Origin of the sequence: Phyllobacterium ifriqiyense (genome assembly GCF_030817885.1) — a bacterium.
GTDB classification, from domain to species: Bacteria; Pseudomonadota; Alphaproteobacteria; order Rhizobiales; family Rhizobiaceae; genus Phyllobacterium; species Phyllobacterium ifriqiyense.
The window spans coordinates 787,220-805,644 of record NZ_JAUSZT010000003.1; the positions used below are offsets into that span (position 1 = coordinate 787,220).

Below are 18,425 nucleotides of genomic sequence, written 5' to 3' on the forward strand. Positions count from 1 at the left end.
TCAATCCGGGAGTTCGAGCAGGTTTTGTCAGGGCTTGTCGATGAGAATATCTGTTCTGTCAAACGAAACAGGCCGGAAATTCCGGCCTGCTTGCGCTAAATCGATATTCTGTGATCAGTAATTGTCATCGCGGTATGGGTCGGAACTATACCGGCGGCGCTCAGACCGGTATCCATCATCATCCGGATATCGTCCATTTCCATAGGCACCCCCGCCATTGCCTTGGCAGGGGGCATTGTAAATCGATCCGTCAGGCCGCTGATAACGGCATAGATTCTCGTTTCCACCGCGCGGTGTTGTGGCTGTACCAACAGCCGCGCCAAGCAAAGCGCCACCCGCAGCACCGATTACCGTGCTTTTCGTATCACGCCCCAAAGCCTGTCCGGCCAGGGCACCAGCGCCAGCACCAATCAATGCACCCGTCCCGGCACGTTGATTTTGCTGGCTCGTCTCACATCCGGCGATCGTAAATGCCAGAAGTGCTGTGGCTGCTATGGCAGCAAAACGAATTTTCATAATAACCTCTCCATTTAAAAAGTGCGGGAAAATCCTGCTTCCTCAATACGGCAGAAGAAAGATCAACGGAACACGCGTCCGGTACGCACAAAAAAACAGGCCGGAAAACCGGCCTGTTTTTCGAAAACTCTAGCTGCTTAACGGCAAGGTGCGCGATAGCGCTCGCCGTAGCGATTTTCATATGTGCAGTAACGGCGTCCGCCGTCTGATGTTGCTGCGCCAACGACAACGCCTGATGCGCCGCCGATTGCCGCACCGGCCAAAGCACCACGACCACCACCGATAGCGCCACCTGCCAATGCACCAAGTGCTGCACCACCGACACCATATCCGGCTGTCCGCTGTTCACTCGTTGTACAACCAGCAACCGAGAATGCCAAAACTGCGGCAACTGCAACTGTAGATAAACTTTTCAACATGGAAGACCTCTCCCGTTTCTAAAACCAAACTTACCAGCTTGCGTCCCCAATGCTGTGCTGCACACATTACACTTTCCGCTTATATTGACAAGCGTCAGGCAACTGGCGGCGCTGCAATCAGGATTGCTTTGCCCGAATGGAGCGATACGTGGAGGGTTCCACATACGGCATTCGAGACAGTAAGCGATGAACCGAAAGAAAGTTCCACATTTTCAAGCGGCCAGCGTGCTCCATCGATAAAAAGTCCGTGTAATTGCGAAAATGCAACAATGCTGAACTGCGTCTTATCGACGAAATCGAAAGCATATTCGCCGCCCACAAGTGGGTGGGCTTCTTCGCTTCCGCTGGTGAGGATGATCTTATGTCCCTGCGCCGCATGGGCGGTCGCCATCGTCAAATGCAGAAGCGTGTGATCGGTGCGCACTCCACCAAATGCACCGCAAAGTACAAGCTCGGTCGCCCCCAGTCGATATGCCTCGTTCAAGGCCAGTTCGCCATCGGTCATATCCTTCGCTGCCGGAAAAACCTGGCGCGGCACATGCGCATATTCTTTTTCCAGCTCGGGCGATGTCGAGTCGAAATCGCCTAGCCAAAGTTCAGGCGTGAGGCCCAGTGGTGCGGCATGGGCGATACCACCATCAGCCGCCAGAACCCTGGCTCCGGCTACCTGTTTCAAAAGGCGATCGGTGACATGGACGGAACCGCCCAAAAGAAGAACGAATTTGCTCATGACCCGCCCATAGCATGCGTCAAACGCTTCCACCAGACAGCTCTGCGTCCGATATCAAACGCTTGCAAGCGCGATAGCAATGCCCTGTCCAACGCCAATGCACATTGTCGCCAGAGCGAGTTTTCCCTCGCGCAATTGCAATTCAAGCGCTGCCGTTCCCGCAATGCGTGCTCCTGACATGCCCAGCGGATGCCCCAGGGCGATAGCGCCGCCATTCGGATTTACGTGTTCCGCATCATCGGGAATTCCAAGATCGCGCAATGTTGCAAGTCCCTGCGAGGCAAAAGCTTCATTGAGTTCGATAATGTCAAAATCAGCTGGCGCCAAACCGAGGCGCGCGCAAAGCTTCTTCGTCGCAGGCGCTGGGCCAATTCCCATAATACGGGGTGCCACGCCCGCCGTCGCCCCGCCCAGGATGCGCGCGATGGGATTGAGGCCGTACTTTTTTACAGCCTCTTCGGAGGCAATGATGAGGGCTGCCGCGCCATCATTAACGCCGGAAGCATTTCCTGCCGTCACAGTTCCGCCGGATCGAAATGGCGTCGGCAATTTGGCTAGAGCCTCAATTGTCGTTTGGGGGCGCGGATGCTCGTCTTTATCAACGATAATGGGCTCGCCTTTTCTTTGCGCGATGCGAACCGGGGTAATTTCGCTGGCAAGCCGACCATTCTCCTGAGCCCGCCCGGTTCGCTGCTGGGAGCGCACAGCAAAAGCATCCTGATCGGCGCGGGAGACAAGAAACTCTTCGGCAACATTTTCGGCGGTATCAGGCATGGAATCCACACCATATTGCTGCTGCATAAGTGGATTGATGAAGCGCCAGCCGATTGTCGTATCGTAAATTTCTGCATTGCGGGAAAAGGCGCTGTCTGCCTTGGGCAGCACAAAGGGCGCGCGTGACATGGACTCGACACCGCCGGCAATGGCAATGTCCATTTCACCGGCGCGAATGGCGCGTGCGGCTGTGATGATGGCATCCATGCCGGAACCGCATAGCCGGTTCATCGTGGTGCCGGGCACCTCCACGGGCAATCCCGCAAGCAGTGCCGACATGCGGGCGACATTGCGATTGTCTTCGCCAGACTGATTGGCGCATCCATAAATCACTTCATCGATTGCTGCCCAATCGACCGATTTATTACGCTCCATCAATGCCTTGATTGGAATAGCCCCAAGATCGTCCGCCCTAACTCCAGCCAGTGATCCACCAAAACGGCCAATGGGCGTCCGGATATAGTCGCAGATAAATACGTCACCCATCATGCTGCCTCATATGCTTTCTTCTTGCCTGTTGATTTGAGCCGGACTGTTGCCGCTTCATCAATAGATAATTATTCGGCGGTTGATCGTCCCTGATCATTCATTCTACAGAACCGTACGCACATATCATTCTGGATAAAAGGGAGAGCAAGGTGCAATTTGCCGATATAAATGGTGTGACGCTGCATTATCAGCTGATTGGCGGACCAGCGTCAAAACCTGTGATCGTTTTTGCCAATTCTCTGGGCACTGACTTCCGCATCTGGCGCGATGTCATTATTCGCCTGGCGGGTGATTTTGCTATCGTCACCTATGATAAGCGCGGCCACGGGCTTTCGAGTGTCGGCACGTCTCCCTATTCTCTCGACGATCATGTCGTCGATCTGGCAGGTCTGCTGGATTTCCTCAATGTTAAAAATGCAATCATTTGCGGTCTTTCTGTCGGCGGACTGATTGCGCAGGGGCTTTATGCTTCCCGTCCCGATCTGGTTCGGGCACTGGTCTTGTGTGATACCGCGCACAAGATTGGCAATGCCCATTCCTGGAACGCACGTATTGCCGCGCTTGAGGAAAATGGTATTGAAAGCATCGCCGACACGATCCTCGAACGCTGGTTTACCCCGACATTTCATCGTGAAAGCAGCCCTGCCTTAACCGGCTACCGGAACATGCTGATCCGTCAACCATTGGCCGGATATGCCGGAACCTGCGCAGCAATTCGTGATGCAGACCTGACAGAAGACGCAGGCCGAATATCGGTTCCAACAATCTGTATTGTGGGGGATCAAGATGGCTCAACACCGCCGGACGTCGTGCTTTCAATGGCTAAATTGATTCCGGGCGCGCGCTACGAAGTCATCAAGGATGCCGGGCATATTCCCTGCGTGGAACAACCCGAAATGCTCGTCGCGATCATTCGCGCCTTTATCGATGAGTTCAAACTTGAGGGCAATCCAATTTTGAGCAACTCAACCCTCAACTAGCTCAGGATGACTCGCCGCGAGTGAGGTGGATAAGCTGCATTCGATATAGTGCGTGGTTCGACAAGCTCACCATGAGGGAAGTTTTGTGGGTTGCAGCGACAACTTGCTAGCGTTGCAAGAGTTGCAATAGTTGCAATAGTTGGTGCCCTGCAATCAACCGACCTCCCTCATCCTGAGCTTGTCCGAAGGGCGCATTTGGCTTGTGCAAATCAGGCCTTCCTAAAATAATCTCGACAAACTTATCCAACAGTTCCCGCTCTGAATTATTCTGCTCGCGTCCTTCCCGCGGGGAACAGCTTCCGGAGCCGTTCGAAGTTTGGGGAAGGATGGGCGCCTCCGATGGCGGGTTACGGACCCGCCATCCGGGGACGTTCTGTCCAAGGGTTCCCCTGCCGTTACTAGGAACGGCGCGTGCTGGACGAGCACTTTAAGGGGCGCAAGGCTAACGCATGGCGTGCCGCAAATGGCACTCCTTGGGTAGCCGAGGCCTCCCAAGCGGAACGGGCAGAATGCAAAATCGCCGGACGGGCGGTCTTCGGATCGCTTACCTACTACAAAGACGCGCTTCGATGACCGCCCGTCTTTCCCACCATCTCAATAGCCAGACGCAAAAGCGGGCGTGGCAAGGGGAAGGCATAACAAAAACAACCAGCTAGGCGATGGGCGCTTGCGTTGGCAGGACACAGTCACTAATCTGGCTTTGCTCTAACGGGGTGCCTGCATCAACAGGCTGAGAGACTGGAACCAATCCAGTCAACCCGCGGAACCTGATCCGGTTTGTACCGGCGGAGGGATTAGATGCGGCTTCACAAGCCGGCGCACCTATCCTTTTGAAATTCAACTTTAGGAGGCGCCTATGCAGCCACTCGAATTTATGAAATTTGCCCTTGTTTCCAGCGCATTGGCATTTGGCCTTTCCAGCCCAGCAAATGCGGATGGCAAGCTGACAGTCTACACCTATGAAAGCTTTACCTCTGAATGGGGGCCAGGGCCAAAAGTCAAAGAAGCCTTTGAGAAGCAATGCACCTGTACTGTTGACTTTGTAGCAGTCGCCGATGGCGTTGCGCTGCTTAACCGTCTGAAGCTTGAAGGCGCATCGACAAAGGCGGATATTGTTCTCGGTCTGGATACGAACCTGACTTTTGAAGCTCAGCAAACCGGACTTTTTGCGCCGCATGGCATAGATACAACTGCTATCGACATTCCTGGTGGCTTCAAGGACAGCATTTTCGTTCCCTATGATTATGGCTACTTCGCTGTCATTTATGACACAGAGAAAGTCAAAGACGCACCGGTTAGTCTGAAGGATTTGGTTGATGGCGATCCGAAGCAGAAGATCGTTATTGAAGATCCTCGCACGTCTACACCGGGCCTTGGTCTCGTATTGTGGATGAAATCAGTTTACGGGGACAAGGCCAGTGAAGCCTGGGCCAAACTCAAGGATCGCGTTTTAACCGTCACGCCCGGCTGGTCAGAAGCCTATGGGCTTTTTACCAAAGGTGAAGCGCCCATGGTGCTTTCCTATACTACGTCGCCCGCTTATCATCTGATCGCGGACAAAACCGATCGGTACCAGGCAGCATCCTTCGATGAAGGACATTACCTGCAGGTCGAGGTTGCAGCGCAAACTGTAAACGGAGCCAAGAACCCGCTTGCTGCGCAGTTTTTGACATTTGTTACCGGTACGGCATTTCAGGATACCATTCCCGAAAACAATTGGATGTATCCTGCAGCTAAAACCTCAAATCCGCTCAATCCAGCCTTTGACACATTGGTAAAGCCAGCAAAGACACTGACTTTCACATCTGAAGAAGTGGCGAAAAATCGCAAAGCCTGGATCGACGAGTGGCTTGAAGCCATGAGCAAGTAGCATAGATGGCCGCCTCTTCGATGAAACCCTTGGCGGGAGGTCTCGCTCTCGCCTTTCTGGGCATATTGGCGGGCGGCTCTCTCCTCAGTCTCGCCATTGAATCTTTCCGTGGAGGCACGGAGGGCTTTGCTACTTTTGACAGCTACATTTGGCGGATTGCACGCTTCACAATCCTTCAAGCGCTCCTTTCCATGGTGCTTTCTGTCGGCTTTGCCATCCCGCTTGCCCGTGCATTGCATGCGCAGCAGAGCTTTCCGGGACGCGCAATGCTCCTGCGTCTGTTTGCCTTGCCTCTGGCGCTGCCAGCGCTCGTTGCCGTGCTCGGTGTCACCAGCATTTACGGACGAAACGGTTTGCTGGCTGCTATCCTCGGATGGCTGGGGCTTGATTTGGTTCCCGATATTTACGGGCTGACGGGCATTCTTCTCGCCCATGTATTTTTCAATTTGCCATTGGCGACACGGCTCATTCTCTCAGGTCTGGATTCCATTCCCGAAGATTATTGGAAACTCTCCTCACAACTGGGGATGAGCAACTGGACACAGTTCAAATTAATCGAATGGCCGGTCATTTTACGCAGTATATCGGGTGTAGCTGGCTTGATCTTCATGCTGTGCATTACTTCATTCACCGTGGTGCTGACACTCGGCGGAGGGCCTCGCGCCACGACACTCGAAGTTGCAATATACCAGTCGCTTCATTTCGATTTTGATATAGCCAGAGCGGTGTCCCTGACGCTTCTTCAGCTTTGCCTGACAATTATCGTGCTCGGCCTTCTATCGCTCGCTGGGCGTCCGACAGAAGAAGGCTTCAGCTTGCGTACCACGACCCGCCGCTTCGACATGCCTTCATTGCCGCAAAGACTATGGAACATTGTTCTGATTATATCCGGTTTTCTGTTCGTCGCCTTGCCCATGGCAGGCACTGTCATTTCCGGCTTGTCGGCAGATATTACCCGTCTCCTGTCCGAAGCGACCGTCTGGCGCGCAATTGCCACCAGTCTTGTTCTTGGTGCAATCGCGGCCGCACTTTCACTGATAATTTCGCTTAGTCTTGTGATTGCGCGGGAGTTTTTGGCAACCCGGCGGCGCTACGCCAGAGCTGGAATATTTGAGCGCTCGCTTGATCTTGGTACGAGCTTGATCATGGTAGTGCCGCCTATCATCATTGGTGCGGGATGGTTCATTCTTTCCCACCACTTTGTCGATCCATTCAGCCTCGCACCCTTCATGGTAATATGCGTCAATGCCGCTATGGCCATCCCTTTTGCGTTCCGGATTCTTCGACCGTCATGGGATACAGCGGCAAGCCGCCACAACAGACTGTGCGAGCAATTGGGCATTGCGGGTTGGAACCGACTCCGAATTATCGATTGGCCAATTTTAAAACATCCGCTCGGCATAGCCTTTGCCTTTGCCATGGCTTTGTCCCTTGGTGATCTCGGAACAATTGCCCTGTTTGGCAACGACACTGTTCTGACCCTGCCCTATTTGCTGTTGCAACGCATGGGAAGCTATCGTACCGCCGACGCCGCCGGGTTGGCACTAATTCTTGCTGCGCTGTGCCTCATTCTCATGATCATCGCCGATAGAGGCGCAATTCGACTGGCCAAAAGGGACAGCAGTGCAAATGGCTAAGCCCGCAAAAACAAATGGCGTCTCTGTTCGTCTCAACGCCGTGCGTTTCGACTATGGGGACATGGCAATGCACTTTGATGTGTCCATTCAAGCCTCCACAATAACCGCCGTCATCGGCCCGAGCGGATCGGGAAAATCGACGCTGCTTAATCTCATCGCCGGGTTCGAGAAGCCCGTTGGTGGCTCGGTACTAATCAATGAGGTTGACGTGACCAGTCTTCCGCCATCGCTCCGTCCAGTCTCCATGGTGTTTCAGGACAATAATCTTTTTTCCCATCTGGATGTGATGTCCAATGTCGGATTGGGCCGCCGTTCGGATTTGAGGCTTGATGAAGTCGACAAAGTGGAAATTCAGGCAGCGATTCGGAAAGTCGGGCTTGCCGGAAAAGAGGGAAGGAAGCCCGAGGCTCTTTCCGGGGGAGAACGTCAGCGCGTGGCAATCGCCCGCGCATTGGTGCGCAACCGTCCCGTATTGCTTCTGGATGAAGCTTTCGCTTCCCTTGGCCCTGCTTTGCGTCACGAAATGCTGGAACTTATTGAGAATCTTCAAAAAGAAACCGGAATGACAATTATCATGGTCACGCATCATCCCGACGACGCTTTGCGGCTGGCATCGACGCTGATCTTCGTTGATAATGGGCACATTGCTGCTTCCGGCCCGGCCAAGGATCTTCTGTCAGACGATGGCCCTGCCCTGTTGCGAAATTACCTCGGTAGCAAAGAGTCTGGTCTTTGACATATTTTCGACGCCTTGCCCCGGTCAGGAAAACAATGAAATTCTTGCTCCGGGCCGCACATCGGGCTAGCAAGAACAAAGACATACGAGTCTCCTGGCACTTAATACAAAAAGGATATGATTCTGGGTTCGCACACGTCTCCCTTGAATACAGGATGGTTTCAAGCAGCTAAGCAGGGCAGAAAGCCGGCGCAGCTCATGCTGATGCTTGCCTTTCTCTCAGGTTGCCAAGTGCTGAATATTAGCAAGGAAGATGCGGCGCTTGGCCCGTCATCGAACCCGGTCACGGTAGACAATGTTAATAAGAACGACCGGCTCGCCAAACTTAGCGCTGAGCAGCATCCCCGTATTCTCGCGACCTATGGCGGCGAGTATAAGGATGCAAAACTGGAGCGCATGGTCGCCAAAGTCGTTGGCAATCTGACAACGGTTTCGGACAACCCGACCCACACCTATCGCATAACGATTCTCAACTCGCCCAACATCAACGCCTTTGCCTTGCCGGGCGGGTATCTTTATGTCACTCGCGGCCTCCTCGCCCTCGCCAATGACAGCGCGGAACTGTCCGCCGTGATTGCTCACGAAATGGGCCACGTAATCGCCAATCACGGTATAGAGCGCCAGCAGCGCGAACAGGAAGCCGTTATTGCCGGACGCGTCGTATCGGAAGTTCTGCAGGGCGACACCGCCGGACAGGAAGCCTTGATCCGCGGCAAGCTGCGGATGGCGCAGTTTTCACGCAATCAGGAACTTCAGGCCGACGCGATCGGCATCAAGATGATTGGCGAAGCGGGTTATGATCCATTTGCTGCGCCACGTTTCCTGCAATCCATGGCTTCCTATGCTGATTTCCGTAACGTGTCTGGCGCTACCGATGCCAGCCTCGATTTCCTTGCCAGCCACCCCTCGGCACCGCAGCGAATTGAACTTGCGCGTGGGCATGCCCGCCGTATCGGTGCCCCCGGCGTTGGCACGACCGACCGCGAATCGTTCCTGCAGGGTATAGACGGCATCCTATATGGCGATACGCCGGAAGAAGGCTATGTGCGGGGCCGCAATTTCGTCCATCCACTTCTGGGCGTGAGCTTCACTGTTCCTGAAGGCTTCACCATCGACAACAGCGCCGATGCCGTTATGGCGACGGGCCCGGGAGAAGTAGCCGTCCGGTTTGATGGGACACAAATATCCGGCAATCCGTCAATGACCGACTACATGCGCAGCGGCTGGGTGACCGGGCTTGTCGACGCCAGCGTTACCGCTACGACCTTTAACGGCATGCCTGCGGCCAGCGCCAAGGCAAAGGCCGATCGCTGGGAGTTTGATATTTTCGTGATCAATGCCGGTAATCGCATTTATCGCTTCCTGACTGCGGCTCCAGCAGGAAGCTCAGCGCTAATACCCGCCTCGCAAACGGTTGTTCAGAGCTTCAAGCTCCTGACGCCTGAAGAGAAAGCCGCCATAAAGCCTTTGCGCATCCGCGTTGTGACAGTAAAGCCGGGCGATACTCTTTCATCACTTTCAAGCAAAATCCTGGGTACAGACCGCAAGCTTGACCTCTTTCGCCTGATCAACGCCATGCCGCCCGGCGGAACCGTATCCGTCGGCGACAAGGTGAAGCTTATCAGCGAATAGTAAAAAGCCCGGCATCGCCGCCGGGCTGTGTTTGGCGAGAAAGACAGCTCTTATGCTGCCTCTTCCTGCTCGTCTTCAGCAACTACATCTGCTTCAACTTCTGCCTCAGCATCATCGGCCTTAGAACCGCGCTTAGGACCCTTAGCGAGATTTACCTCGATAAGACGGACAGCTTCGGTTTCTGACATCTTGTTGACGGCAGAAATTTCACGAGCCATGCGATCAAGTGCTGCCTCGTAAAGCTGGCGTTCTGAATAAGACTGTTCCGGCTGATTGTCGGCACGGAATAGATCACGCACAACTTCCGAAATCGAAATCAAATCGCCTGAATTGATTTTCGCATCATATTCCTGCGCGCGGCGAGACCACATGGTGCGCTTGATACGGGCCCGTCCCTGGACGACCTTCAATGCGCGCTCTACATAATCTGTTTCAGAAAGTTTCCGCATGCCGATGGCTGTTGCTTTGGCAACTGGCACTTTCAGACGCATCTTGTCTTTCTGGAAATCAATAACAAACAGTTCAAGCTTGTGGCCCGCAACTTCCTGTTCTTCAATATTGACAATTTGACCAACGCCGTGTGCCGGATATACAATAAATTCGCCCGTTTTAAATCCAATACGCTGGGCGGCTTTTTTCTGCGGAACTACTGTCATGCGCTTCATTACTCCCTGCTGCGCCCGGCAAAACGCACCGGTTAAACCAACCACTGGAAACCGGAACCCGGTTTGTCGGTCGTCAATAGTGTCGCGCAAAAGCAATCCGGACGGATCAGTTGGGCTGAATGACAAACAAGCATACCCTGAACTGTTGCGTCCGAAAAAAATCTAGCCAAGTGGTGATTTATACTTTAGCGCCACGAAATTGACGTCCAATGATCAACATATTTCAGCACCATAACATGAAAACCGCGTAGAATCAAATTTTTGCTGCAATTGCTCAAAAAATGGGGCTCAAAGCCTTGCTTATTGCACCAACTCCAGTTTAGCCAAGTCTGATTCCTAGGCTATTAATCGCCTTCGCCAGGCTCCGGAGAAAAGAATTTCTCGAATTTGCCTGCCACACCGTCCATTTCCTTGGCATCCGACGGGGCGTCGCCCTTTGTAGAGATATTCGGCCACTTCTCGGAATACTCGGCATTCAGCTGCAACCAGCTGTCCAAACCTGGCTCAGTGTCCGGCTTGATGGCTTCCGCTGGACATTCAGGTTCACAAACACCGCAGTCAATACATTCGTCCGGGTGAATGACGAGCATGTTTTCACCTTCATAAAAACAGTCGACCGGACAGACCTCAACGCAATCCATATATTTGCAGCGGATGCAATTGTCGGTCACAACATAAGTCATTTACTGGCTCCAGAAGACACCACGATCAGCGGGGTACAATCGTGAGGTAACGGTTTGCTGCCAAACTGACAAGAGGTAAGAACAAGACTGCGGCACCAGAACGCGGGCGTTGGTTTACCGGCGAGCCTTTGATCGCATTGTTCGCACCTTCAACAAGCGCAAACAAGCAATTCATTCCCGGCGAATGGTGTATTATCGGTATAGTGTACTCTACTTAGGTCAAAATCGAGCAAATTTATTTCGATTAAACGTCGGCGACATTATGAGTTGGAATCATCGTTTTTGTCGTGCATCAAACGATCAACTTGCCGGCGCTCCCTTTTTGTTGGTCGGCCGCTGCCGGCATCACGCTTTGGCAAAGCGTCCAGACGGCTAATTTCTTTCGGCATGGGCGGCGGAGACAGATCCCTGTAGAGTTTCTTCGCCTCTTCAGCTGGCCCGCGCCTTTCTCCACCCGCAACAACTTCATAAACCAGGACACGACGGTCCAAGGAAATTGTCAGCACATCGCTTACTTTGACATTCTGCGATGGCTGATCAATTTTCACTTTGTTTAGACGGACATTCCCGCTGGATACCAGCTTGGCCGCAAGGGAGCGGGATTTTACCACCCGCGCAAAGAACAGCCATTTATCAATGCGCCGTCCTTTCTTTCCTTCGTTATCGGCCTCTGCCATCATTTTATTTTTTCATTTGTTCCTTCAAAGCGAGCAGCTTGGCAAAAGGCGAGTCCATGTCGATTTTAACTGGACGTTCCTCACGCTCGGGACGCTTGGTTGGAGCCTTATGTTGTCCCTGTGGTTTTCCGCCATGTTTCGCGCCATCCTGTTTAAAGCGCTCATTGCCTGCGGGCTTGCCTTTGCCCCGGGAATGTTCCTTGCGTTCACCACGTTCATTCTGCGGCGCAGCCGGGCGGTTGGGCTGGGCAGCTCTCTGCTCAGATTGGCCGTTCCGTGCTTGCCCACCACGCTGATGATCGCGTTTCTCGTGATTTCCACGATTATTGCGATTATCGAAACGTGCCTGACGCCACAAGAGAATTGGCTTTGGTGCTTCTTCCGGCACCGCTGGCGTTGCTGTTTCAGCAGTCGGCTGGGATGGTTTGGCTACAGCTTGCACCACTGGTGCATTTGCAAACCCTGGACCAACCGGTTCTGCAGCAGGCACTGCAGTGTCTTTCGTTGGTGCAGCACTTGCGACCGCTTCTAGCTCCGCCAATTTGGCAGCAACAATCGCAGGTTCAACGGCTTCCTGACGATAGCCAAGATTTTTGAGGATCTCCTCCATATCATCGGCAGTTGCACCGAGGATCGACATCATGGCTGGGATTACCAGAAAGCGTGATCCGTCATAGGCGCCATCGGGACGAGTGCCCGTGCCGGGCTTCCAGGCCAGCGCAGGACGGATGAGATCCGCCAGACGTTCAAGGATGTCGATGCGGACAGCTCTGCGACCAAGCAATCTATATCCTGCCAGACGATAGAATGCGGGATCAAAGCTTGCATCGGTCACCACAGAGGTTCTGCCTGCGGACAATACCTGAACGACGTCGCCATACCCGGGACGGTCCTTGGCATCTTCTTTGAGCGCCCAGAGCAGCGTCAAGAGACCAGCGGGAGCCGGTTTCAGCAGAGCCGGCAAGAATACATGATACGCGCCGAAGCGCACGCCGAGACGGCGCAAGGCTGCTCGGGAGTCCTGATCCAACCCGCGAACTTCTTCTGCAACATCCCGGCGCTGCAAAACACCGAAGTTTTCGACCAGCCGGAAGGCAAGACCTTTCGTGATTCCAACCAGCGCATCCGCATTGGCAAGATCAACAAGCGGCTTTAACACCGTGACTATATGGTGGTTGAGAAAGCGATCAACCCGCGCGGCAACCTTGTCGCGAGCCGGGCCAGTGAGCTGCTCATCAGCCAGCAATACGGCGCGCGGCTTGAGCGCTTGCTCTCCGGATACAACGGAAGCAATAGTCGCACCGATCCAGCGCAGCGTCCCATCTGACGCCAAAGCAAAATCGCCATTGGCGGATGCCGAAAACCGCTCAGCGCGATTTTCGAACTCTGCCGCCAGCGCTTTTTGCGCTGCAGCTTTGATCGCCTTGGCGTCCGCTCCATCATCTTGAGCATCCGCAGTGAAACGGAACCCGTCTAATCGTCCAACATGGTGCCCCTCGACAACAACGTCCCCGGCAGGGCTAATTTCGGCTTCTAGCATTGTATTCTCTCTCAGGCGCCTCATAAGCACGCTTGTCCTGCGGTCTACGAAGCGTTTCGTCAACCGTTCATGCAGTGCATCGGATAATCTGTCCTCAATTTCACGCGTCTTTTCTTGCCAATGTGCCTGATCTGCCAGCCAACCGGGTCGATGAGACACAAATGTCCACGTTCTGATCTGGGCTATACGCCGCGAAAGAGCGTCGATATCGCCATCAATGGAATCAGCCCGCCGAACCTCTTCTGCCATATAATTTTCGTTCACATGACCTTTTTCAACAAGATCAGTATATACGGACGCAATGATGTCAGCGTGTTGCGCCGGTGCAATCTTGCGATAATCCGGCAAGGCGCAGGCGTCCCATAAAAGTGCTACACGTTCGGGCGTATTTGCGAGTGGAGCAATATCGGGATCACGCGAAAGAAACTCCAAAGCTTGCTGGTCAACCGCCGGAAGAGCTCTGGTCAGACCATCAATCGGTGCCGGAGTGTCAATGGAGCGCTTCAGCGCATCGAGGCTGGAATAGTCAAAATGAGCACTCCGCCACTGCAAAATCTTCACTGCATCGAAAGCATGGGATTCAACACGTTGAACAAGCGCTTCGGAGAAACCTGACACATGGCCCGTCACGCCAAATGTTCCGTCACGCAAATGGCGCCCGGCTCGCCCGGCTATCTGACCGATTTCTGCCGGTGAAAGATCGCGGAACTGATATCCATCAAATTTCCGGTCCTGTGCAAACGCAACGTGGTCCACGTCGAGATTGAGCCCCATACCAATGGCATCGGTTGCCACCAGATAGTCCACATCCCCGGACTGATAAAGCTCCACCTGCTTGTTTCTCGTTCGTGGGCTTAGCGTTCCCATGACCACCGCAGCGCCACCATTCTGCCGCCGGATCAATTCCGCGATTGAATAGACTTCTTCCGCCGCGAAAGCCACAATCGCCGTGCGCGGTGGCAGGCGGGTAATCTTTTTCGAACCGGAATAGGCGAGATTGGACAATCTTGGCCGTGTAACCACGGATATGCCCGGCAAAAGCTTCTCCAGAATGCCACGCATCGTTGCAGCGCCCAGGAGGATTGTTTCCTGACGCCCGCGGAGATGCAGAATGCGATCCGTGAAAATGTGGCCACGCTCAAGATCGTTGGCAAGCTGAACTTCGTCAATGGCAACAAAATCCATATCCGTATGGCGCGGCATGGCCTCTACGGTGCAAACTGAATAACGGGCGCCAGGCGGACTGATTTTTTCTTCGCCGGTAATCAGCGCGACATTGGCAATGCCTGCTCGCTCCACGACACGATTATAAACCTCGCGCGCCAAAAGCCGCAGCGGCAAACCGATCATACCGGATCGGTGCGCGAGCAGGCGCTCAATCGCAAGATGAGTCTTGCCAGTGTTTGTAGGCCCCAAAACTGCCGTAACATCGCGGCCAGTCAGTGTGAGAGGCAGTTCGGTCTTGGGCATAAGGTTCATCAACTACAATCCAGTACCGCCCAAATGAGCAAACCAAAGTTTGGCGTTCATCCAAACAGCATTCTCAGCATCTACAGAACGTAAGTGGCTCAATCCAGATAAACAATCATTAATCGATTCACGGAATATACCGTTAAGAAATAGAACGCGAGCAGAACGAATCGGCTACGAATCAGCTTTAGGCTCATATTCCTGATTTGTTCACGGCGATATATAGATTTTTTCCAAGCATAATCACTACATGCTGAATCACTCAACTTGTTGGAAGCCCACATCGCGCAAAAAAATTAACTTTTGCGCATCGCCGCGAATTATCAGTTTTTACCAAGAGTCAAGCACCTCTGCCGACTGGATTCTCCAGCCGGCAGAGCGCCTGCAGTAAAAACGGTCTTAGCTCAGATATTGTCCGCCATTGGCTGAGAGCGTTGAGCCGGTTATGAAACCGGATTCGTCTGAGGCCAGGAAAACGACACAGCGCGCCACCTCTTCAGGCTCGCCAAGACGACCGACCGGAATCTGCGGGATGATGCGCTCGTTTAAAACCTTTTCATCAATTGCACGCACCATTTCCGTTCCGATGTAACCGGGACAGATCGCATTGACAGTAATGCCAGCCCGTGCACCCTCTTGTGCCAGTGCCTTTGTAAATCCTATATCGCCCGCCTTGGCAGCCGAATAATTGACCTGTCCAGCCTGACCCTTTTGCCCGTTGATCGACGATATGTTGATGATGCGTCCAAATTTGCGGTCTCTCATCCCCGTCCAGAGCGGATGAGTCATATTAAACAGGCCATTCAGATTGGTATTGATGACATCCGTCCACTGCCCTGGTGTGAGCTTGTGAAACATAGCGTCGCGCGTGATACCGGCGTTATTTACGAGCACCGAAATGGGTCCCAGATCGGCCTCCACCTTGGCAATACCGGCTGTACATTCTTCGTAACTCGATACATCCCATTTATAGGTCGCTATACCGGTTTCATCACTGAATTTTTTTGCCGCTTCATCATTGCCTGCATAGCTTGCTGCGACTTTGTAGCCTGCATCTTTCAAAGCGATGCTGATTGCGGCACCAATACCGCGCGTACCACCGGTTACGATAGCTGTTTTTGTCATGTTTCCCCTCCCTGAAATAATCTCTCGTAAATGCAGTCAATAAATCACAAGTGTGAAGTGCACGACGCACCGCAGAAACGCCGACCCCGCTAAGCGCAGAGCCGGCAAAATTTGGTTTATTCCTTGATGCGTTCGACGCAGAGAGCGACGCCCATACCGCCGCCAATGCAAAGTGTGGCAAGACCCTTGGTCCCGTTGCGCCGCTTCAATTCAAAAAGCAATGTATTCAACACGCGCGCACCGGAGGCACCAATTGGATGGCCTATAGCGATCGCCCCACCATTGACGTTGACGATATCCGGGTTGAAACCCAGATCCTTATTGACCGCGCAGGCTTGGGCCGCAAAGGCTTCGTTTGCTTCTACAAGATCAAGGTCTTCTGCCTTCCAGCCAGCCTTTTCCAGTGCTTTGCGTGAGGCCGGAATTGGCCCTGTTCCCATAATGGCCGGATCAACACCTGCCGTTGCCCAAGAAACAATGCGCGCCAATGGCGTGATGCCACGGCGCTTTGCCTCGTCCTCGCTCATGAGGACAACAGCCGCGGCGCCATCATTCAGCCCCGATGCATTACCGGCGGTGACTGTTCCCTCTTTATCGAAGGCCGGGCGCAACTTCGACAGCGACTCCAGCGTTGCGCCGTGACGAATATACTCATCATCGGCAACGACCACATCGCCCTTGCGGGTCTTGATGGTGAAGGGCACGATTTCATCCTTGAATCGTCCGGCTTTTTGCGCAGCCTCAGCCTTGTGTTGAGAGGCCAAGGCGAAATTATCCTGCTCCTCCCGCGTCAACTGCCATTTCCGGGCGATGTTTTCCGCAGTAATGCCCATGTGATAGCCATGAAACGCATCAGTCAAACCGTCCTTGATCATGGTGTCGATCATCTTGAAGTCGCCCATTTTGACGCCTCCGCGCAAATGGGCGCAATGGGGTGCCATCGACATGGATTCCTGTCCGCCAGCGACAATGATGTTGGCATCGCCGGTGGCGATTTGCTGCATGCCCAAGGCGACAGCCCGCAAACCGGAGCCACAAAGCTGGTTCAACCCCCAAGCTGTAGCCTCCTGCGGGATTCCTGCTTCCATCGCAGCCTGCCGCGCCGGATTTTGCCCTTCGCCCGCGCCAAGAACCTGACCCATGATCACTTCATCCACGTCTGCACCATCAACCCCAGCGCGGCTGAGCACCTCTTTGATAACCGCTGCCCCCAGCTCATGCGCGGGCACATTGGCAAATGCACCATTGAAAGAGCCTACCGGGGTGCGCGCTGCACTGGCGATAACGATGGATTGGGTCATAAACGTTTCCTCATTTTTTAATGCTCAATTCAAAATACTTCTGCCGAACAGAATTCCCTCCCTTCGTACATTTGACAAGGCCCAATCCAGCTAGAAGTAGATTTATCCTTCCCGCAGTGCAGCATAAGTTTGGGTGTAACCGGTTGTATGCAGTGCACAAAACACTTTGAAATGATGCGCTTTGCCCCTATCCTTTATTTCTACCGTCAAGCTGGCGCGTGAGTTCGGCAATGGGATATGCTTGGGGAGTTAAGTAATGGCAGCGAAGACCGGCGAAATCATCATCAAGAAATACGCTAATCGACGTCTCTACAACACCGGCACAAGCACTTACGTGACGCTTGAGGACCTGGCTGGCATGGTTAAGCGTAATGAGGATTTCACGGTGCAAGACGCTAAGACAGGTGAAGACATTACTCATTCCGTCCTGACCCAGATCATTTTTGAATTGGAAAACAAGGATGGGCAGAACATGCTTCCCATCCCTTTTCTTCGCCAGCTGATTGCATACTATGGCGACCAGATGCAGGTCGTACTTCCAACTTTCCTCGAACAATCCATGTCTGCCTTTGCCAAGGAACAGGAGCGCATGCGGGAACAGCTGACAGCCGCTTTTGGCAAGTCGCCGATTGATATGATGAATGTCAGCACGCCGATTAAACTGGTCGAGGAGCAGGTGCGCCGGAACACTGAGATGCTGCAGCACGCGATGAAGATGTTCACCCCGTTTCCGCTCAACAAGTCCACGAATGCGGTTGAGGCGGACGAAAGTTCCGCCACTGAGAAACCGGCCGATACATCCGGGTTGAATGAACTAAAAGAGCAGATCGCAGCGATGCAGCGCAAACTGGATTCTCTCGACAAATAATTTTCAAAGCACGTGCGGGAGGAAGAATGACCGGGTCAGCCAAAGCAACCGTTTTCATCGATAATGAAAAAGTCATTGTAACCGAATATCGGTTTGAGGTTGGGGATAATACCGGCTGGCACCGTCATGGCCATGACTACGTTGTCGTGCCATTGATGGACGGAAAAGTGAAACTCCTCACAAAAGACGGAGAATCAATAGCCGAGATGAAGAAGGGCGTTCCCTATTTTCGATCCGAGGGCGTGGAACACGATGTCGTAAACGCCAATGAAGGCGAATACGCCTTCATTGAAATAGAGCTGAAGTAGCCCGC

16 protein-coding genes, 1 pseudogene and 1 riboswitch are annotated in these 18,425 nt (G+C 53.5%); of the genes and pseudogenes, 7 read left to right on the forward strand and 10 right to left on the reverse strand.

Annotation, left to right across the window (positions count from 1 at the left end; all coding sequences use genetic code 11):
• Positions 1 to 186 precede the first annotated feature (186 nt).
• The 4 genes and pseudogenes from QFZ34_RS11410 to pcaF form a co-directional block, all read right to left on the reverse strand.
• Positions 187 to 516: pseudogene (locus tag QFZ34_RS11410) on the reverse strand (YMGG-like glycine zipper-containing protein); the annotation flags it as partial.
• A 137-nt stretch (positions 517 to 653) separates the two neighbouring features.
• Complete coding sequence (locus QFZ34_RS11415; protein ID WP_008128299.1) at positions 654 to 935, reverse strand: YMGG-like glycine zipper-containing protein; 282 nt, start codon at positions 933 to 935, stop codon at positions 654 to 656.
• Positions 936 to 1,029: 94 nt separating this feature from the next.
• A complete protein-coding gene (locus QFZ34_RS11420) occupies positions 1,030 to 1,665 on the reverse strand; it encodes a thiamine diphosphokinase (protein ID WP_115054113.1) in 636 nt (211 codons plus the stop codon).
• Positions 1,666 to 1,719: 54 nt separating this feature from the next.
• The gene (gene pcaF / locus QFZ34_RS11425; protein WP_307286264.1) at positions 1,720 to 2,925 is read right to left on the reverse strand and encodes a 3-oxoadipyl-CoA thiolase; all 1,206 of its coding nucleotides are present in this window, start codon (positions 2,923 to 2,925) and stop codon (positions 1,720 to 1,722) included.
• A 152-nt stretch (positions 2,926 to 3,077) separates the two neighbouring features.
• On the opposite strand from pcaF, the gene pcaD reads away from it, so the two are divergent.
• The 5 genes from pcaD to QFZ34_RS11450 all read left to right on the forward strand — a co-directional run bounded on the left by pcaD (position 3,078) and on the right by QFZ34_RS11450 (position 9,783).
• Entirely contained in the window at positions 3,078 to 3,908 is an 831-nt protein-coding gene (pcaD, locus tag QFZ34_RS11430) for a 3-oxoadipate enol-lactonase (protein ID WP_307280926.1), read from the forward strand.
• Between the two features lie 699 nt (positions 3,909 to 4,607).
• Positions 4,608 to 4,719, forward strand: a riboswitch (TPP riboswitch).
• Between the two features lie 45 nt (positions 4,720 to 4,764).
• Positions 4,765 to 5,778 carry a thiamine ABC transporter substrate binding subunit gene (gene thiB / locus QFZ34_RS11435; protein WP_307280929.1) on the forward strand — a complete coding sequence of 338 codons (1,014 nt, stop codon included), beginning with the start codon at positions 4,765 to 4,767 and terminating at the stop codon, positions 5,776 to 5,778.
• Between the two features lie 5 nt (positions 5,779 to 5,783).
• On the forward strand, positions 5,784 to 7,415 hold the full coding sequence (gene thiP, locus QFZ34_RS11440; protein WP_307280932.1) for a thiamine/thiamine pyrophosphate ABC transporter permease: 1,632 nt from the start codon (positions 5,784 to 5,786) through the stop codon (positions 7,413 to 7,415).
• Positions 7,408 to 8,151: a thiamine ABC transporter ATP-binding protein gene (gene thiQ / locus QFZ34_RS11445; RefSeq protein ID WP_307280936.1), complete on the forward strand. Its 744-nt coding sequence runs from the start codon at positions 7,408 to 7,410 to the stop codon at positions 8,149 to 8,151. Before thiP ends, thiQ begins: the two co-directional genes overlap by 8 nt.
• Before the next feature lie 198 nt (positions 8,152 to 8,349).
• Entirely contained in the window at positions 8,350 to 9,783 is a 1,434-nt protein-coding gene (locus QFZ34_RS11450) for a M48 family metalloprotease (RefSeq protein WP_307280939.1), read from the forward strand.
• Between the two features lie 50 nt (positions 9,784 to 9,833).
• Here the strand turns inward: QFZ34_RS11450 and QFZ34_RS11455 are convergent, their stop codons facing one another.
• The 6 genes from QFZ34_RS11455 to QFZ34_RS11480 form a co-directional block, all read right to left on the reverse strand.
• Positions 9,834 to 10,448 carry a CarD family transcriptional regulator gene (locus tag QFZ34_RS11455; protein WP_307280942.1) on the reverse strand — a complete coding sequence of 205 codons (615 nt, stop codon included), beginning with the start codon at positions 10,446 to 10,448 and terminating at the stop codon, positions 9,834 to 9,836.
• A gap of 344 nt (positions 10,449 to 10,792) precedes the next feature.
• The gene (gene fdxA / locus QFZ34_RS11460; protein WP_115054282.1) at positions 10,793 to 11,131 is read right to left on the reverse strand and encodes a ferredoxin FdxA; all 339 of its coding nucleotides are present in this window, start codon (positions 11,129 to 11,131) and stop codon (positions 10,793 to 10,795) included.
• A 260-nt stretch (positions 11,132 to 11,391) separates the two neighbouring features.
• Entirely contained in the window at positions 11,392 to 11,808 is a 417-nt protein-coding gene (locus QFZ34_RS11465) for an RNA-binding S4 domain-containing protein (RefSeq protein WP_370878839.1), read from the reverse strand.
• Between the two features lie 4 nt (positions 11,809 to 11,812).
• Positions 11,813 to 14,827, reverse strand: a complete 3,015-nt coding sequence (locus QFZ34_RS11470) for a helicase-related protein (RefSeq protein ID WP_307280949.1) — start codon at positions 14,825 to 14,827, stop codon at positions 11,813 to 11,815.
• Between the two features lie 390 nt (positions 14,828 to 15,217).
• Positions 15,218 to 15,943, reverse strand: coding sequence for a beta-ketoacyl-ACP reductase (locus QFZ34_RS11475; RefSeq protein WP_115054284.1), 726 nt, complete (start codon positions 15,941 to 15,943; stop codon positions 15,218 to 15,220).
• A gap of 116 nt (positions 15,944 to 16,059) precedes the next feature.
• On the reverse strand, positions 16,060 to 17,244 hold the full coding sequence (locus QFZ34_RS11480) for an acetyl-CoA C-acetyltransferase (RefSeq protein ID WP_115054285.1): 1,185 nt from the start codon (positions 17,242 to 17,244) through the stop codon (positions 16,060 to 16,062).
• A gap of 256 nt (positions 17,245 to 17,500) precedes the next feature.
• Between QFZ34_RS11480 and phaR the strand changes: the two genes are divergently transcribed.
• Together phaR and QFZ34_RS11490 are read left to right on the forward strand one after the other, a co-directional pair.
• Positions 17,501 to 18,112, forward strand: coding sequence for a polyhydroxyalkanoate synthesis repressor PhaR (gene phaR / locus QFZ34_RS11485; RefSeq protein WP_307280957.1), 612 nt, complete (start codon positions 17,501 to 17,503; stop codon positions 18,110 to 18,112).
• Positions 18,113 to 18,138: 26 nt separating this feature from the next.
• Entirely contained in the window at positions 18,139 to 18,420 is a 282-nt protein-coding gene (locus QFZ34_RS11490) for a cupin domain-containing protein (protein ID WP_307280960.1), read from the forward strand.
• Positions 18,421 to 18,425 lie beyond the last annotated feature (5 nt).

What these genes read in the sequence shown, in the direction of transcription:
- QFZ34_RS11415 (WP_008128299.1), bottom strand. Translation starts at nt 935, where the DNA reads ATGTTGAAAAGTTTATCTACAGTTGCAGTTGCCGCAGTTTTGGCATTC.
- QFZ34_RS11420 (WP_115054113.1), bottom strand. Translation starts at nt 1,665, where the DNA reads ATGAGCAAATTCGTTCTTCTTTTGGGCGGTTCCGTCCATGTCACCGAT.
- pcaF (WP_307286264.1), bottom strand. Translation starts at nt 2,925, where the DNA reads ATGGGTGACGTATTTATCTGCGACTATATCCGGACGCCCATTGGCCGT.
- thiB (WP_307280929.1), top strand. Translation starts at nt 4,765, where the DNA reads ATGCAGCCACTCGAATTTATGAAATTTGCCCTTGTTTCCAGCGCATTG.
- thiP (WP_307280932.1), top strand. Translation starts at nt 5,784, where the DNA reads ATGGCCGCCTCTTCGATGAAACCCTTGGCGGGAGGTCTCGCTCTCGCC.
- thiQ (WP_307280936.1), top strand. Translation starts at nt 7,408, where the DNA reads ATGGCTAAGCCCGCAAAAACAAATGGCGTCTCTGTTCGTCTCAACGCC.
- QFZ34_RS11450 (WP_307280939.1), top strand. Translation starts at nt 8,350, where the DNA reads ATGCTGATGCTTGCCTTTCTCTCAGGTTGCCAAGTGCTGAATATTAGC.
- QFZ34_RS11455 (WP_307280942.1), bottom strand. Translation starts at nt 10,448, where the DNA reads ATGAAGCGCATGACAGTAGTTCCGCAGAAAAAAGCCGCCCAGCGTATT.
- fdxA (WP_115054282.1), bottom strand. Translation starts at nt 11,131, where the DNA reads ATGACTTATGTTGTGACCGACAATTGCATCCGCTGCAAATATATGGAT.
- QFZ34_RS11465 (WP_370878839.1), bottom strand. Translation starts at nt 11,808, where the DNA reads ATGGCAGAGGCCGATAACGAAGGAAAGAAAGGACGGCGCATTGATAAA.
- QFZ34_RS11470 (WP_307280949.1), bottom strand. Translation starts at nt 14,827, where the DNA reads ATGAACCTTATGCCCAAGACCGAACTGCCTCTCACACTGACTGGCCGC.
- QFZ34_RS11475 (WP_115054284.1), bottom strand. Translation starts at nt 15,943, where the DNA reads ATGACAAAAACAGCTATCGTAACCGGTGGTACGCGCGGTATTGGTGCC.
- QFZ34_RS11480 (WP_115054285.1), bottom strand. Translation starts at nt 17,244, where the DNA reads ATGACCCAATCCATCGTTATCGCCAGTGCAGCGCGCACCCCGGTAGGC.
- phaR (WP_307280957.1), top strand. Translation starts at nt 17,501, where the DNA reads ATGGCAGCGAAGACCGGCGAAATCATCATCAAGAAATACGCTAATCGA.
- QFZ34_RS11490 (WP_307280960.1), top strand. Translation starts at nt 18,139, where the DNA reads ATGACCGGGTCAGCCAAAGCAACCGTTTTCATCGATAATGAAAAAGTC.